The 14,923-nt window shown below is 55.9% G+C and carries 14 protein-coding genes; 5 read left to right on the top strand and 9 right to left on the bottom strand.

Annotated elements, in window-relative coordinates:
- Positions 1-98 precede the first annotated feature (98 nt).
- Positions 99-1,178, top strand: a complete 1,080-nt coding sequence (locus tag HNI00_RS20670) for a cysteine peptidase family C39 domain-containing protein (RefSeq protein WP_316789082.1) — start codon at positions 99-101, stop codon at positions 1,176-1,178.
- 40 nt (positions 1,179-1,218) lie between these two features.
- Here the strand turns inward: HNI00_RS20670 and HNI00_RS20665 are convergent, their stop codons facing one another.
- A complete protein-coding gene (locus HNI00_RS20665) occupies positions 1,219-2,226 on the bottom strand; it encodes a sodium:calcium antiporter (protein ID WP_316789080.1) in 1,008 nt (335 codons plus the stop codon).
- Positions 2,227-2,373: 147 nt separating this feature from the next.
- Positions 2,374-2,916 (bottom strand): FHA domain-containing protein, encoded by a 543-nt coding sequence (locus tag HNI00_RS20660; protein WP_316789078.1) that lies wholly within the window; start codon positions 2,914-2,916, stop codon positions 2,374-2,376.
- A 1,367-nt stretch (positions 2,917-4,283) separates the two neighbouring features.
- Between HNI00_RS20660 and HNI00_RS20655 the strand changes: the two genes are divergently transcribed.
- From HNI00_RS20655 to HNI00_RS20645, 3 genes are all read left to right on the top strand, one after another.
- On the top strand, positions 4,284-5,096 hold the full coding sequence (locus HNI00_RS20655) for a carbon-nitrogen hydrolase family protein (protein WP_172357430.1): 813 nt from the start codon (positions 4,284-4,286) through the stop codon (positions 5,094-5,096).
- Positions 5,097-5,347: 251 nt separating this feature from the next.
- Positions 5,348-6,802, top strand: a complete 1,455-nt coding sequence (locus HNI00_RS20650) for a cation:proton antiporter (protein WP_420156232.1) — start codon at positions 5,348-5,350, stop codon at positions 6,800-6,802.
- A gap of 110 nt (positions 6,803-6,912) precedes the next feature.
- Positions 6,913-7,368 carry a hypothetical protein gene (locus HNI00_RS20645; protein WP_316789073.1) on the top strand — a complete coding sequence of 152 codons (456 nt, stop codon included), beginning with the start codon at positions 6,913-6,915 and terminating at the stop codon, positions 7,366-7,368.
- Positions 7,369-7,441: 73 nt separating this feature from the next.
- Here HNI00_RS20645 and HNI00_RS20640 read toward each other — a convergent pair whose 3' ends face one another.
- The 5 genes from HNI00_RS20640 to HNI00_RS20620 form a co-directional block, all read right to left on the bottom strand.
- Positions 7,442-8,506: an ABC transporter ATP-binding protein gene (locus tag HNI00_RS20640; RefSeq protein WP_316789071.1), complete on the bottom strand. Its 1,065-nt coding sequence runs from the start codon at positions 8,504-8,506 to the stop codon at positions 7,442-7,444.
- A gap of 45 nt (positions 8,507-8,551) precedes the next feature.
- A complete protein-coding gene (locus tag HNI00_RS20635) occupies positions 8,552-9,358 on the bottom strand; it encodes a carbohydrate ABC transporter permease (protein WP_420156407.1) in 807 nt (268 codons plus the stop codon).
- A gap of 68 nt (positions 9,359-9,426) precedes the next feature.
- The gene (locus HNI00_RS20630) at positions 9,427-10,335 is read right to left on the bottom strand and encodes a carbohydrate ABC transporter permease (protein WP_316789066.1); all 909 of its coding nucleotides are present in this window, start codon (positions 10,333-10,335) and stop codon (positions 9,427-9,429) included.
- Positions 10,336-10,459: 124 nt separating this feature from the next.
- The gene (locus HNI00_RS20625; protein ID WP_316789065.1) at positions 10,460-11,761 is read right to left on the bottom strand and encodes an ABC transporter substrate-binding protein; all 1,302 of its coding nucleotides are present in this window, start codon (positions 11,759-11,761) and stop codon (positions 10,460-10,462) included.
- 337 nt (positions 11,762-12,098) lie between these two features.
- Entirely contained in the window at positions 12,099-12,365 is a 267-nt protein-coding gene (locus tag HNI00_RS20620; RefSeq protein WP_297078637.1) for a DUF2584 family protein, read from the bottom strand.
- A 421-nt stretch (positions 12,366-12,786) separates the two neighbouring features.
- Between HNI00_RS20620 and HNI00_RS20615 the strand changes: the two genes are divergently transcribed.
- Complete coding sequence (locus HNI00_RS20615; protein WP_172357414.1) at positions 12,787-13,041, top strand: DUF7219 family protein; 255 nt, start codon at positions 12,787-12,789, stop codon at positions 13,039-13,041.
- A gap of 386 nt (positions 13,042-13,427) precedes the next feature.
- Here HNI00_RS20615 and HNI00_RS20610 read toward each other — a convergent pair whose 3' ends face one another.
- A complete protein-coding gene (locus HNI00_RS20610) occupies positions 13,428-13,769 on the bottom strand; it encodes a hypothetical protein (protein ID WP_316789058.1) in 342 nt (113 codons plus the stop codon).
- Positions 13,769-14,821, bottom strand: coding sequence for a D-Ala-D-Ala carboxypeptidase family metallohydrolase (locus HNI00_RS20605; RefSeq protein ID WP_316789056.1), 1,053 nt, complete (start codon positions 14,819-14,821; stop codon positions 13,769-13,771). Before HNI00_RS20605 ends, HNI00_RS20610 begins: the two co-directional genes overlap by 1 nt.
- Positions 14,822-14,923 lie beyond the last annotated feature (102 nt).

The raw sequence follows: 14,923 nt of genomic DNA, 5'->3' as shown, positions 1-14,923 counted from the left end.
CCCCCGATCTTGTCCCGATCTTGCCCCCGATCTCGCTGCCGATTTTCCGCTGAGTCTCGCTGTGAACCTCCGGTCAACCTCTACCTGCGCTGTTGCTCATGTCTTTGGGAATTGCTAGCACCATTCTGCTCGGCGGGCTTGCCTTTTGGTGGGGCATTCGGTTTGGGCGGCTGCTGTTGCGAAAGGGAGCAACAGCAAATGACCTGTTTAAGGGAAAAACCTCCGTATCGCTGGCTTTTTTAGGAATTTACATTGCTCTACTGCTGCTGGCGCTGTATATTCCCCAGTGGCAATGGCTGCCGCTGGCGTGGCGCGTATCGGGAATGCAGGTGTCTTGGGCGGCGATGCGGATTATCCTGCTGGGTATCTGCGGTGTGGCGTTTGTGGTGAGCTGGCACACGCGCCGTTTGCAGGTGATTGCGGTTGTGCTGATTGGGCTGATTGGGCTGGGAAGCTTTACAGCGGCCGAGGCCTATCTGCTGGCTCCGATTTATTCCACGCTGGATGATAACTTGCGCCCTAATGGCGTGTTTCAGCAAACCTCCACCAGCAGTTGTGCGCCTGCTGCGATGGCCACAGTGCTGCGCCGCTGGGGGCTGGAGGAAACCGAATCGAGCGTGGCAAAGCTGGCAGGCACCAGCCGCCTGGGAACCTCCATGCCGCAGTTGATTACCGCCGCGCACCAGCTCAAGATGGACGGGCTGGAGATTACGGGCGCAACTTGGGAGCAGATGCAGCGAATTAACCGACCCGGCGTGCTGGCAAGCTGGCTTTTTAATCGGGGTGGTCGGCGATCGCCCCACGCAATTGCGCTGCTGTCCCTCAGCGATGACACTGCCACCATTGCTGACCCTGCCTGGGGGCGGATCTATCGCCTCAATCGCCAGCAGTTTCAGCGGATCTGGCGACGAGAATACGTCCCGTTCTTTCGCCCAGAGGAGGTGGTGCTGTCTGCGGCGCAAGTGCGGGACTACCTGACGCGCCTGGGCTACCTGAACCCTAGCAGCGCGATCGCCAACGATACCATCGACCATGCCACTATTAACGCGGCGCTTCGCCGATTTCAGCAGTCCGCTGGCCTCAGCGTCACTGGAACCCTGGATGCCAAAACGGCGCTGATGCTGAGCGGGCCGTTTTTGACAGAAGGGCCAAGTTTGAAGGATGAGATTCAAGGGTGAGCAGGGTGCTTGCTTTCAGGCCCCCTTCGCTTCTGCTGCCTTACCCCCGATAGATCGCATACATCCCGCCAACATAGAGCAGCAAAATCGCCACGCCGTCCCAGGTTAGGTGCAGGCGCGATCGCTTACTGGCTCGATAGATCAGCCCCACCAGGGCGATCGCCGTCATCATGATGGCAATGACGGTGGTGAAGGCATGAATCGGATGGTTGATTTCGCTAAACAAACTGCCGCGTAAATAAGCCACGTCGTAAATGCCCAGAATCGCCAAATTGAACAGGTTAGAGCCAAAAATATTGGACACTGCTAGGTCAGCGGCATTCAGGCGAATCGCCGTCAGCGACGACACAACTTCGGGCAAGGAGGTGGCCGCCGCCAGCAGCAGCGCCCCAACAAAGCTTTCTCCCAGCCCCGTAACCACAGCCACGCGATCGCCCAGAGCGGCCAGCCAGATGCCCAGCGCCACAATGGCGATCGCCAGCAGCCCAAAGGTGCTATAGGCTCGCCGCTGCGAAATATGACCATACTGCAAGGTTTCGGCTTCCTCCTCTCGCAGTTGGGTGCGGCGGCGCAGTTCAAACTGAGCAATCAACCGGGCACTCACAGCATATAGCAGCAGCAGCAGCACACTCGGCAGCGCAACCCATCCCAGCGTTAGATCCACGCCCCGCTCCGCCAGCAAAATACCCGCCGCTGCCGTGCCCAGCATAACGCAGCCCAGACCTGCCGATAGCCCATGACTCACCTGCACTTGTCGCAGCAGCGGTTCTGGCCCCGTAAAAATGTCCACAATTACCAAAATCAGCAGGTTAAACAGGCAGCTTCCCAGCACGCCGCCCACCGCCAAATCGGGGACTTGAAACAGCGCCACTGCGCTGATGCCGCTGGCCAGTTCTGGCAGCGAGGTCGCCCCTGCCAACAAGATTGCGCCGACCCAACTGCGCCCTAGCCCGGTCTTTTCTGCCAGCACATCGGCACTCTGCGACAGCCGCGCCCCCACCCACACCACCAAGCTGACGCAGAGAACGACTTGGAGAAAGAGCAGCATAGCAAGTTGGGCAAAACAAACAAAAAAGGCGCAGGCGCTCTTTTCGGCGCTTACGCCCAACTGTAGCAAGGATTCGCCCCTGTGCCTTTAGAAAACTAGAAGCGAAAATTTGCAGCCAGAATTTAGAAGTGGAACTGGAAGCTAGAACTAGAAGCGGGTAATGTCCTGAAGGGCGGATGGGGCTGTGGCTGTGCTAGAAACGAAGAACTCAATATCTAAGGTGCCCAGCCGCAAAACGTCGCCATCTTGGAGCGGGATGCGCTGCATTGGGAGGACGCGACGACGGTTAACCCAGGTGCCGTTGCTGCTGTTGAGGTCGGAAATGTAAAGCCCTTCGTCGGGGTGATAGCCAATCACCGCATGGCAGCGAGAGACGGACGGGTTATCGAGGGCGATCGCACAGGTGGAACTGCGACCCAGCGACCAGACCGTACCTGGCTCGGTAGACCTCGACGGGGTATGCAGCAGGTTTGTCATCAAAATCGTCTTGCGACCATTCTGAAGCGCCTGTATGAAAAATTGGCTAACCTGGCATCTCGATTGGGTGGATTCCAGCATCGCTTCAACAGAACAGGTGTCCTCAAAACTGGTTCCATAGTCTGCCAACAGCGAATCTTTGAGATGGGGACTAGATTCTCCGACAGGCGGCAGGGGGTCTGCTGTGGTGTTGTTAAATTCTAGATCTAGCATGACTTCCAGGTTTGTGTCGGGTGGGCAACTGAGCGAATGCAAGCATCAAAAGAGTGTGATATGCCAATATGCCGAAGAGGCTGGGCTAAACTGCTTGAGCCAAGCTGTAGCGAATACTTCTCACCACAACTCTCAAACTAGATACAGACAAATTAGATACAGACAAAATAAGCGCTGGCTGGAAGGTTGATGCTGGGCTGCGAAATTCTGCCGGGTCAACTCCCGGATACCTTGACCAAGGAAAATCCTTGGACTCATGGAATCTGTTATTGAGCGTAATGCTCTTGTTAACCCTTTCGCTTTTCAACGAACCTCACACTGTGAACTTAATATGAAGCAGCGGCTAATACTGTAGCCAGGTTGCTAAACCTGCGATCGCCCGCTCAAAAAGCTTGCGATTAGGTTCTGCACACTAAGATACTGCATTGCGGGAACATGCTGGGAAGGGGTTTCATCAAGGTTGCTACACAGGGTTGAATCTTGCAGTTTGCTGCTAGTGCGGAAACTGTCAACCCAGATGCAAACTCAGAATTTACACCCAAGTAGCGACCTAGTAGACAGCAAAAAATCTCTTGCGAGAGATTGCTGAAATTCCCTCAAACGCAACATTCAAAGATATAGGGAAAAGGCCGTAAAAACTGCACGCCTAAAACTAGCACCCCGGCTGATGACTTCGACTCCAAGTGCGATCGCCCTGAACAAAACCAGAGTCGGTTCTGAAAGGCAGCGAGATGTGTCGATGTCGAGAAGACCAGTGAAGCAATCAAACAGAGTGAGTAGGCTCTATTGCTTAGACATTAAATGGTGATAAGAGAGCATTCGACAACAGGCTGATGAATGAAGTTCATAGAAGATTTATTTAGTTATGTGTCGAGAACATTTCCTTAAAGATTTGGTAAAGATTCAGCGCCTGATAGAGTGTAAATTGATACGCTACATCCGTAGAAGCCGCTGACCCTTTTGTGAAGCAGATGGTGAAGCGCAGGCTATAAGAAATCTTTCGACTACACGTTCGACTACATCAGTCCCAAAGGAATTGGGAAAGAATAGGGCTAAAATTAGGCACGACACTTACTACGCCCGCGTCTAAACCCTTCGATGCGCCATGTGCCTCGATCTCAAGTCAGTCTCAAATCAGTGAGGTGTGCAAGAGAGACGTTCTCCGCATGTGGCAGCACCAAACTGGGCGATGCCCGCAGGGATCGCTTCGCAAATCGCTATCTTGCTGAGGGCGCGTCGATTTTAGGGGAGGTTTGGGTCAGGTGTAGGCGGGTCGCAAAGTCCTCTCGCAGCGCGATCGCCCGCCATGATGAGAAGGACGAATATTTTGGGCTGAATGGGAGTATGGTTTTCAATCGCAAGGAATCATGAGGTCTTATCTAGCGGCAGCAGTGCAAATGAATAGCGTGCCAGATCTGGATAAAAATCTGGCTCAGGCAGAAGATTTAATCGATTTGGCGGTGCGTCAGGGTGCGGAACTGATTGGGCTGCCAGAGAATTTTTCATTTTTGGGCGATGAAGACGCGAAGCTAGCCCAGGCAGAGGCGATCGCCCAAGGCAGCGAAAAATTTCTAAAAACTATGGCCCAGCGCTATCAGGTGACGCTGTTGGGGGGTGGCTTCCCGGTTCCCACGGGCACGGGCAAAGTCTACAACACCGCCCTGCTGGTAGACCCCAGCGGCAGCGAACTGGCCCGCTATGAAAAGGTGCATCTGTTTGACGTGAACCTGCCAGACGGCAACACCTACCAGGAATCGAGCATTGTCCTGGCCGGAACGCAACTGCCCCCGATCTACCCCTCCAAAGACTTCGGCAATCTAGGGCTATCGGTCTGCTATGACGTGCGTTTTCCCGAACTCTATCGTCACTTGGCGCAGATGGGGGCGGAGGTGCTGTTTGTGCCCGCGGCCTTCACCGCTTATACGGGCAAAGATCATTGGCAGGTTTTGCTCCAGGCGCGGGCGATCGAAAACACCTGCTACGTGATTGCGCCTGCCCAGACGGGCAAACACAATGCGCGGCGACAGTCCCACGGACACGCGGCGATTATCGACCCGTGGGGGCTGATTTTGGCAGAAGTAGAAGAGAAACCTGGCGTGGCGATCGCCTCCATTGAACCCTCTCGGCTAGCGCAAGTGCGGCGACAGATGCCGTCTTTGCAGCACCGGGTGTTTATCTAGGGTAGAAAGCGATTTGCGGCTAATGTGCCAGACCACTTCTAGCGCTACTGCTATAGAACTTCTTTATGTTTGTTGATGGAAAAATCCAGGGTTTAGTTCTACTAATTGCCCGTTTCTACAACTTTTATCGAAGCCTAGGAGGCTTGTCTTTTCAGTAATTGTCTGGAGATCTTGAAGAATATCCAGGGGCGATCGCTGTTTTACGCAGGAATACTCACGGTAAAGTAAACAGGACGAGTCTTGTCAAGTGAATGCTGAGTCCGGCTACTTTGTTTCATCCATTCGGTTTAGACATTTCTGCCCTGTGGTTTAACCCCGCTTCCCAAAATGCCTTCTCGGTGGTCGCCGAGTCTGCTTCTCCGGAGGAAGCAACCCTTGTTCTAGGTAGCGTATTAGTCAGCCTGATTGTGGTCTATCTGGCAGCCAAGGCAGGCGGCGAACTCTGCGTCCGCGTGGGGCTACCCCCGGTGCTAGGAGAGCTAATTGGCGGCGTGGTGGTCGGGGTATCAGCCCTCCATCTGCTGGTGTTCCCCGAAAGCGGGTTCCAAGAATCTGGCTCCCTGATTATGCGGCTGATTGAGGCGACAAGCGGCGTTGGCACTGAGGCGGCAGGCGGCGTTTTTCAGGCAGAGAGCGAAGTTATCTCTGTGCTAGCCGAGATTGGGGTCATCATCCTGCTGTTTGAAATTGGGCTAGAGTCCGATTTGAAGGAACTCATCCGCGTTGGTCCCCAGGCAGCAGTTGTCGCCGTGATTGGGGTCGTGGTTCCCTTTGCCGCAGGTACAGCCGGACTCATGCTGCTGTTTGGGGTGCCGACGGTGCCCGCCATTTTTGCCGGAGCCGCGCTGACGGCGACCAGCATCGGCATCACTGCCAAAGTGCTGGCAGAAATCCAGAAGCTGAGTTCGCCCGAAGGTCAAATCATTATTGGCGCGGCGGTGTTGGACGATGTGCTGGGCATTATCGTGCTGGCAGTGGTTGCTAGTCTGGCCAAGACGGGCGAAGTCCAAATCGGCAACGTGATTTACCTGGTGGTCAGCGCGGCCGTGTTTCTCATCGGCTCTATCTTTCTGGGACGATTGCTCAGCCCCTTCTTTGTGACGCTGGTGGATCGACTGAAAACGCGGGGGCAATTGCTGATTGCCTCGCTGATTTTTGCTTTCGGGCTGGCCTACATTGGCGCAGCCATTCAGCTAGAAGGAATCTTGGGTGCGTTTGCGGCGGGGCTGGTTCTGGCAGAAACCGAAAAGCGGGAAGAGCTAGAAGAGCAAATTATCCCGATTGCCGATATGCTCGTGCCCATTTTCTTTGTGGTGGTGGGGGCGCGTACCGATGTCAGCGTGCTGAACCCATTTAACCCGGAGAACCGTGAAGGGCTGATTATCGCAATCTTCTTGCTGGTGGTTGCATTTGTCGGCAAGCTGGTGACGGGGTTGGGCGTGTTTGGCAAGCCGGGGATTAACCGATTGGCGATTGGCGTGGGCATGGTGCCCCGGGGCGAGGTCGGTCTGGTGTTTGTGGGTGTGGGTTCCGCAACGGGCGTGCTGTCGAAGTCGCTGGAGGCTGCCATTATCGTGATGGTGATCGGCACGACCTTCATTGCGCCTGCCCTGCTGCGGATCGTCTTTAAGGAGCCAGATTCGCCCTCAACTGGAACGGCGATTGCTCCCGAAAGTGCCGAAGCAGGCGCAGTTTCTGCCGAATAGCCCCATTTTTAGATCACGAATTTAGATCACGAAAATTTTCCGGTTTCTCTGACGCTGAGGAACCGGATTTTTCGGATGATCGTCGTTCAAAACATTGCCTAGAAAAAACAATGAAGCAACAACGACCGCTCGCGGTGCTTATGGCTTTCGTGCTGACGGGATGCGGTTTTGCGGGTGAGGTGGTTCCCGAAGTCGCACCGACCGTAGGCGAGTTTTCCCTTGCAGAAAACAACCTCTACGGCTGTGGGATGGCGCTCTGGAAGGCAGACCGCACATCCCGCGAGCAATACGTCTTTTTCAACGGCATCGAAGACGGGTCGATGCGGATGCTGATTGACGGCAACTTGGTGGAGTTTCGCCGAGTCGATGGCAGCGGGCAGGATTTTTATGGACAAAAAACGACCCAGGTGTTTCGCAGCACCGATGGAACCATCACCGCAACCGTCACCGTGACGCTGGGCGCAGCAGGCGAAATCGAAAGCGTGGCGATCGCCGATGGCACAATTCAGGTCGAGCGGAACGGCGCAACGGTGGAGGTTCCGGTGGTGGGCGATGCGGGCTGTTAAGGCTGGTTTTGGATTTTGGGATTTCGGATTTTGGATTGACAGTTTGGATCGTCCAGAGCAACAAGAAAGCGAGTCATAGGCGATCGCCCGTTTCTGCCCCAAACCAGTGCAGAGATTCCGGCGGCAGCGCTAGCGTAATCTCGTCTGAGTTCCACTGAGCATCCATCGGCAGCAGCGCCCGCAGCGTGCGATCGTTTGCGCCAGGAATGCGAACGCTGACCAGATTACTCATGCCCAGATGCTCAGTTAGAAATACCCTGCCTCGAAGGAGGGTTGAATCGACGGCGTTTGCCAGCCGCACCTGCTCTGGACGAATGCCGAGCGTAACGGCAGAAAGGGACTTGAGGCGATCGGGTAGGGGAACTTTGAATTCATTGAGCAGGGCAAACCCGTTTTCGCAGGGCAGGTCAAACAGGTTCATCTGGGGACTGCCGACGAAGCCTGCCACAAACCGATTAGCCGGGTGGCGATAGATCTCCGCAGGCGGCGCGAGCTGCTGGAGTTCGCCGTTGTTCAGTACGGCAACCTTCGTCGAAAGGGTCATGGCTTCGGTCTGATCGTGGGTGACGTAGACGACGGGGGCTTGCTGTTCTGCAAAAAGCTGCTTCAGATCTGCCCGCACCTGCTCGCGCAGCAGGGCATCGAGATTACTCAGCGGCTCATCCAGCAAAAAGACTTCTGGCTGCCGAACGAGGGCCCGACCCAGAGCCACCCGCTGCCGCTGCCCCCCCGAAAGCTGACCAGGCTTGCGGTCTAGCAAATTCCCCAGCCCCAGCACCTCAGACGCAGAGGCGACCCGCTGCCGAATTTCCTCTGGGGGAACTCGCCGCAGCTTCAGTCCCGACGCAATGTTGTCGAATACCGACAGGTGCGGGTAGAGCGCGTAGCTCTGGAAGACCATTGCAATGTTGCGATCGCCCGGTGGGATATGGGTGACGGGGCGATCGCCAATCACCACGTCGCCCCGCGTCGGCTGCTCCAGTCCGGCAATCATCCGCAAAATCGTAGACTTGCCGCAGCCCGACGGCCCCAGCAGCGTCAAAAACTCGCCGTCTCCCACCGCTAGACTCAAATCTTTCACAGGCACCACGCTGGCGCTGTAGGTTTTGTTGAGGTGTTGCAGTTCGAGTTTAGACATGGGAGGTAGGGGTGCAGAGAGCCAAAATCAAAGGTCATCGCTGGATTAGCCCTTCACCGCGCCGGAGGTGAGGCCCTGGACGATGCGGCGCTGGAACAGGAGGACTAGCACGACCAGCGGCAGGGTGCCGACGACGGTGGCGGCGGCGAGGGGACCGTAAGGCACTTCAAAGATGCTGGTGCCGCCGATTTGGGCAGCGGCGACGGGGACGGTTTTCATCGACTCGCGGGTGATGAAGGTGAGCGCAAAGATGAACTCGTTCCAGGCGAAGATGAACGCCAGAATGCCCGTGGTGACGAGGGCGGGGGCGGTGAGCGGCAGCAGAATTTGCGTCAGCATTTGCCCCGTATTGTAGCCATCGACCTTGGCGGAGTCTTCTAGGTCGCGGGGAAGCTGCTGAAAGAAGCTCCGCATCACCAAAATCGTCAGGGGCAGGTTGATCGCAGTGTAGGGAATGATCAGCGCCAGGTAGTTGTTGCCCAGACCTACCGCCCGCACCAGCTCCAGCAGTCCCAGAAACAGCAGGATATAGGGAAACAGCGTGACGATCAGGATCAGCGACAGCAGAATATTTTCGCCGGGGAGCTTGAGCCGGGCCAGGGCGTAGGCGGCGGGTGTGCCGATCGCCAGACACAGGAGGGTGGAAATTACCGCAATTACCAGACTGTTCAGCAGATAGGTGAGGAACGGGCGGCGGCTGAACAGTTCCGCATAGTGCTGGAGTGTAAAGCGGGTGGGGAAGTAGACATTGGGCACGGCGGAGATGTCGGCGTTGGTCTTGATCGAGGTCAACACCTGCCACAGGATAGGCGCGAGGCTGAGGATCACGATGAGGGCGATCGCCCCGCTCATTCCCACCTGTCGCCACGAGAGCTGACTGCGCTGAGCATCGGTCGAAATCGGCTGAGTCGTCTGAGTCGTCATCCTGTTTCTCCAGAGGCACTGCGGGCTTTGGCGAGGAGGACAGTGGCGATCGCCACCACCGCCACCAGTAGCAAAAACGTCACCACCACCAGCGCCGCGCCATAGCCAAAGTCGAGATAGCGCATCACCGTGGCATAGATATAGACGGACACGGTTTCCGTTGCGCCCGCCGGCCCACCGCCCGTCATCACCTGCACCAGGTCAAAAATGCCAAAGGCCTGGGCAAAGCGAAACAGCGACGCAATCACGATTTGCGGCATCAGCAGTGGCAGCGTAATCTGGCGGAAGCTCTGCCAGCGGGTGGCCCCGTCCATCGCATGGGCTTCGTACAGGTCTTGCGGGATGGACTGCAACCCCGCCAGCAGCAAAATCGCCACAAAGGAGGTCGTCTTCCACACGTCCGCCGCGATCACCGCCAGCATGGCCAGCGTCGGGTCCCCCAGCCAGTTCACGCCCGATCGCAAAATGCCCAGCCGCATCAAGATGTCATTCCACACGCCATACTGGTCGTTGAAAATCCACACCCAGCCCAGGGCAATCAGCGCCGTCGGCAGCGCCCAGGGCAAAATGGCGATCGTCCGCACCCAGCCCCGCCCGCGAAACGCCTGATTTAGCACCAGCGCCATGCCCATGCCCAAAATTAGCTCCAGCGTCAGCGAGGCCAGCGTGAACACGGTTGTATTGCCCAGGCTTTGCCAGAAGCGCCCGTCCGTTGCCATGCGCCCCAGGTTCTCGAAGCCCGAAAACACGGGCTGAAGCTCCGTCCCCAAATTTTGGGTAAACAGCCCTAGCCAAAACGCCCGCAAAATCGGATAGGCATACACCACCGCCAGCAGCAGCAGCGCCGGAGCGACTAGCAGCCAGCCCGTGCGGCGATTGCGTTGTTGGAGCGTGGGTTGGGGCATGGGGATTTTGGGTTTTGGGTTTTGGATTTTGGGTGTGCGAACGGGGATGGTGGCTTGCGTCCTAATCTATTGTCCTCATCTATGCCTTTCTGGGCTTCTGGGTTTTCTGAGCTACGTTCCTAAGCTACGTCCCTAACAGTCGTCGGGTTTCCGCTGCGGCTGCCTGCATTGCGTCCGCGGGCGAACTGCGGCCGGTGATGGCGGCGCTGAGGTAGCGCTGGAGGATGTCGGAGGCCTGGGCGTATTGCCCGATGGGAGGACGCAGGACGGTGGCATCGAGGACGGGCAGCAGGGCGGGATAGTGGCTGAATTTTTCGACGATGGCGGGGTCGGTGAAGAGCGATCGCCGTGTGGGGACGTAGCTGCTTTCCAGGATGAACTGCCGCTGGGCTGCGGTGCTGGTGAAAAACTCGATGACGCGCCACGCTTCGTCGGGGTGGCGACTGGTCTTGGCTATGCCAAAGCCCCAACCGCCCTGGCACGCGCCGCTATTGAAGCCGGGAGCATGAACCATCGGCTTGATGCCAAATTTGCCGCGAATGACGGAATCTTCGGTATTGCTGAGGGCCCAGGCGTAGGGCCAGCTTCGCATAAAGACCGTGTTGCCGCTTTGGAACAGGCGCAGGGCTTCATTTTCTTGGTAAGTCGTCACGCCGGGGGGCGAAATGCCCTCATCGATGGTGCGCTTGAGGAATTCCGCAGCGGCGATCGCCCCTGGAGCGTCCAGCCCCACCTCCCGCGTCTCCGGGTTCACCCAAAACGCGCCGAAGCCCTCCAAGATTTCCACAAACATCGCAGCCAGCCCTTCATACTGCCGTCCCTGCCAGACATAGCCCCAATCGGCCAATCCGGCCTGCTTGGCGGCGCGGGAAATTTCCAGCAGTTCGTCAAACGTGTCGGGCGGGGTTGCCCCAAGCTGTTCCAGAATGTCGGTGCGGTAGTAGAGCATTCCGGCATCGGAGCGCAGGGGAATGCGGTATAGTCCGTCGCGATAGCGGCCGCCGTCGATGTCGGTGGTCAGAAAATCCGAAAAGTCGCTCTGGGCCGCGCGATCGCTCAGATCCAGCAGCCAGCCCGCCGCCGCAAACTTGGGAACCCAGACGATATCCATATACACCAAGTCGTAGGGCGAGTCGCCCAGCAAAAACGACGAGGTGTAGAGGTCTTCGACCAGATTGGTGGCGTTGGGGCCCTCGATCACGTCTAGCTTGATGTCGGGATTTTGCGCCTCAAATTCCTGAATGAGCGAGGCCCATTGCGTGCCCTCTAAGGCCTGAATCAGCACCGAAACATGGGTCGGCTGCTGCGCTAGCCCCATTCGTCCAACTGCCAAAAGGCTGATACAGAGCGCGATCGCCAGCCCAACCCAGCGCCAGTTCAGCCGTCTTCTGCCAGACCCCAGGGGCGATCGCCAAAACCCATCCATCCTGCTGCCCACCCATCACAACATTGCCACCCTGCGAGAAAAATCAGGGCTGTGTTCGTTCCCTTTCAAGAAACCACAGGAAGAGGGCGATCGCCCGCCAAAGGCTCAGATTTGCAACGAAACTTAAAGCGATCGCCAGCAAGGGTTCAAAGCGCGATCGCCACTTTTACTAATTTCGATAAAAATATTAGTCCCAAATACTAGTCCCAAATACTAGTCCCAAATATTAGCCACAAATACTAGTCCCACTCAGTCTATATAGGTCGCATTTCTACAATCATTCAGTTAGACTTTTCTGTCCCCAACTTCAGTTTCACATCGCGCCCTGATCATCCTTTTAAGCTTTGGTCAAAAAGGGAGACTCGTATATCCTATCAATCTCGAAATCTATACTGGTAACTCCGTTTTCCCAAACAAGCTTGTGAATTTTAATGTCTGCATGAGCAAACCAATCCTCATCCACTAAAGGAATGGGAACATCTATTGGAACAATTCTATATCCCTCTTTTTGGGCGGAATATCTCTTTCCCTTCTCAAGTGGAGAAGGATAGCCTTGAGAAGGCTTTAACTTTAAGATGCTATTAACTTCACAGGGCATTCCCATAATTTTTTCTTCAAGCTATTATTTCAGGACTTACGCGCCTGCGATAAATCTTCTGGGTTTTGGAAGATTTCTCGCTGGCTGTGTCCGCGAGCAATCCTCCAGATGCGTAAGTCCTATGGTTACAGAAAGACTTTGTATTGACCAGGAAGCCAGCTAACAGTCGCGTGCAGACTGCTTAAAGATCTTTCGATAATTATCAGGACGCTTCTGGTCAGAGACGGCGTTGAACCGAGACGGGATGCTGGAGGCGGGGACCGGCGTGTTTTTATCCAAGCCCTATGCCATAAACGACTTGCTGCAATGCGCCTATGACATGCCCGATCCCTGAATAAGCCTTAAGAGGTGGGCGATCGCCTTGAAAATTAGGGATAATTAGGTTAACCATAGGTTAAGAACTCGTTAAGCCCTCAAGGAGGCATTCATGGCTGATTACTCTGATTTCTTCGCGCCGCGCAGCCGCTACTACGGCCCGGTCAAACCCGAAAACCTGGTGTTCAACGCCAACCTGCAAGAGTTTTCCCACCGAGTCAGCCTGCTGTGCGGTCTGGAAACCAACGGCAAACTCTCGCCCGAAGAAACCTACCAAGAGATTAAATCGCTCTGGAAGCAGCTCAAACAGTCTAAGAAAGCGCTGGGCATTGGGCAGGCTCCGAGTGCTGCCGACGACGATCACTGACTGGGCATTCCAGTCTTTCAAGCGTCCCAAACAACAGTTCAAATGGGGAGTTCAGACCGCTGGACTCCCTTTCTGCTTTCTAGTCTGGAGGCGAGGGATGCGGAACCAATCAATTTTGGATTTTGGATTGGCGATTTTGGCTTGGGATCTTGGCTTGGGATCTTGGCTTGGGATCTTGGCTTGGGATCTTGGGTTAGTGCTTTCGGAGGGCGATTTTGGATGGCCTGTCCAAGGCTCTGTAGGGCTTCCAAAACCCCAAGCCCAAAACCCCAAGCCCAAAACCCCAACCCTAAAACCCAACCTCTAAACCGCAGCGCCCCTCAATTGCCTCCAGCGCAGCGGCCCTGAAATCCAAAATCCCAAATCCAAAACCCAAAATCCAGCCTCTACCCCTCAATCCCCAAATACTCGTTCACATCCTCTAGCAGGCGCGTCAGTTCGGCTTCGGTCGTCAGCCGGATGCGGTCGTCGCGCACCGTCACCAGCACCTTCGCCGCAAAGGGGCTGGGCCAGATGTTAGGGTTGCAGAAAATTTCTAAAAACACCTCACCCGTATGCTGATATTCCATAGATGGCTTGGGACTGGGACGGCCGCCGGTGCTGCTGGCGGAAACTGCCTTCAGGTGTTCTAGCAGCGTGGCGATCGCCCCCTTGAGCTCCTGCGCGGCTGCTGGCGAAAAGCTAAACGACACCGACCCTTCCACCAAATTTAATCTCAGTTGCGTCATCAAAAGCCCCACTTGCGTTTCACGCCCACATCAAGATGCAGAATATGCCGTCGGTTGCCCGCATAAATGCCCAAGCCACCCGGCCACCAGCCCACCAGCATTTTCGCCAGATCTGCCCCCATATAGCCCTGCACGACGATATCCACCGCCCCCCCGCCGAGATGCTGGCTGCGCCGCGCTCCGCCTGCTTTGGAGTTGAATGGCTCTGGACGATACCAAGAGGTAATCCGGAAGGGCTTGCCGATTTGCTGGCGGGCTTTTTCAAGCTGCGTCGCCAGTTTCACCATGTTCTCCACATGCTCAGCCGTTTGGGGCAGGCGCGTGCAGTTGTGGGTCGCCTCGCCCCATGTAAAAGAGCCGTTGGGGATAATCGGCTGGTCAGAATAGACGGTGCCCCGATTTCCAACAAGCTTGATTTCCTTTCCAGAAAAGGTTTTGGGTGCAGCCGCCGCCGGAACCGCCGCCGCCATTGCTGCTGCCGGAGCCGCCGCTGGAATCGGATATACTACCCTATCGTCAAATTTTACCTGGGCCTGCCGATCCGATACATGCCAAAGGCTGATGCCACGAATATATTGCTCTGGATTGTTGATGGCAAAGCGAATATGCCCTTGCAAGCTACCGCTGGCATCGGCATAGGCGTAGGAATGCAGGTCAAAGGTCATGCCCTTGGGAACTTTGAAGATTTCTTCTTCAGTGAGTTCTTCCACGGGCACGGGGCGACGCTTGATGACCGTATCTTGGGTGATTTCTAAAATCTGTGCGGCGGTTTGCTCTTCGATGGGATACACCACTTCACCATCCGACAGCACTTCGGCAAAGCGATTATAGACGTACCAGGTGTTGAATCCGCCGAGGTTGCCTTCCTTGAGCGCAAACTTGATGTGTTCGTCAAAATCTCCCGCCGAGTCGGCATAGGCGTAGGACTGAATTTCATACTCAGCGCCCGCGTCTACTTTATATTGCTCATGTTGCGGCAGATGACCGACATAGACGGGACGACGCTTTAAGACAGCACGACTGTCGGTGATCTTGATGATTTGCTTCGTCATTGGAAGATCCTTGGATAGATGCGAGGGGGCTAGATGCAACGGGCTAGGTACGACTGACCAGGCGCAGATGGTGAGGTGCAAACAGTAAAACCCGTTCTGGCA

This window comes from Thermoleptolyngbya oregonensis NK1-22, from assembly GCF_032705245.1.
Lineage (GTDB): Bacteria > Cyanobacteriota > Cyanobacteriia > Elainellales > Elainellaceae > Thermoleptolyngbya > Thermoleptolyngbya sichuanensis.
This window is presented reverse-complemented; position numbering and strand designations above follow the sequence as displayed.

Bases quoted from the DNA above. Each gene is read 5' to 3' on its own strand.
- HNI00_RS20605 (WP_316789056.1), bottom strand. From the start codon at position 14,821: ATGACGAAGCAAATCATCAAGATCACCGACAGTCGTGCTGTCTTAAAG.
- HNI00_RS20635 (WP_420156407.1), bottom strand. From the start codon at position 9,358: ATGAGCGGGGCGATCGCCCTCATCGTGATCCTCAGCCTCGCGCCTATC.
- HNI00_RS20670 (WP_316789082.1), top strand. From the start codon at position 99: ATGTCTTTGGGAATTGCTAGCACCATTCTGCTCGGCGGGCTTGCCTTT.
- HNI00_RS20645 (WP_316789073.1), top strand. From the start codon at position 6,913: ATGAAGCAACAACGACCGCTCGCGGTGCTTATGGCTTTCGTGCTGACG.
- HNI00_RS20630 (WP_316789066.1), bottom strand. From the start codon at position 10,335: ATGCCCCAACCCACGCTCCAACAACGCAATCGCCGCACGGGCTGGCTG.
- HNI00_RS20665 (WP_316789080.1), bottom strand. From the start codon at position 2,226: ATGCTGCTCTTTCTCCAAGTCGTTCTCTGCGTCAGCTTGGTGGTGTGG.
- HNI00_RS20625 (WP_316789065.1), bottom strand. From the start codon at position 11,761: ATGGATGGGTTTTGGCGATCGCCCCTGGGGTCTGGCAGAAGACGGCTG.
- HNI00_RS20620 (WP_297078637.1), bottom strand. From the start codon at position 12,365: ATGGGAATGCCCTGTGAAGTTAATAGCATCTTAAAGTTAAAGCCTTCT.
- HNI00_RS20650 (WP_420156232.1), top strand. From the start codon at position 5,348: ATGCTGAGTCCGGCTACTTTGTTTCATCCATTCGGTTTAGACATTTCT.
- HNI00_RS20615 (WP_172357414.1), top strand. From the start codon at position 12,787: ATGGCTGATTACTCTGATTTCTTCGCGCCGCGCAGCCGCTACTACGGC.
- HNI00_RS20610 (WP_316789058.1), bottom strand. From the start codon at position 13,769: ATGACGCAACTGAGATTAAATTTGGTGGAAGGGTCGGTGTCGTTTAGC.
- HNI00_RS20640 (WP_316789071.1), bottom strand. From the start codon at position 8,506: ATGTCTAAACTCGAACTGCAACACCTCAACAAAACCTACAGCGCCAGC.
- HNI00_RS20655 (WP_172357430.1), top strand. From the start codon at position 4,284: ATGAGGTCTTATCTAGCGGCAGCAGTGCAAATGAATAGCGTGCCAGAT.
- HNI00_RS20660 (WP_316789078.1), bottom strand. From the start codon at position 2,916: ATGCTAGATCTAGAATTTAACAACACCACAGCAGACCCCCTGCCGCCT.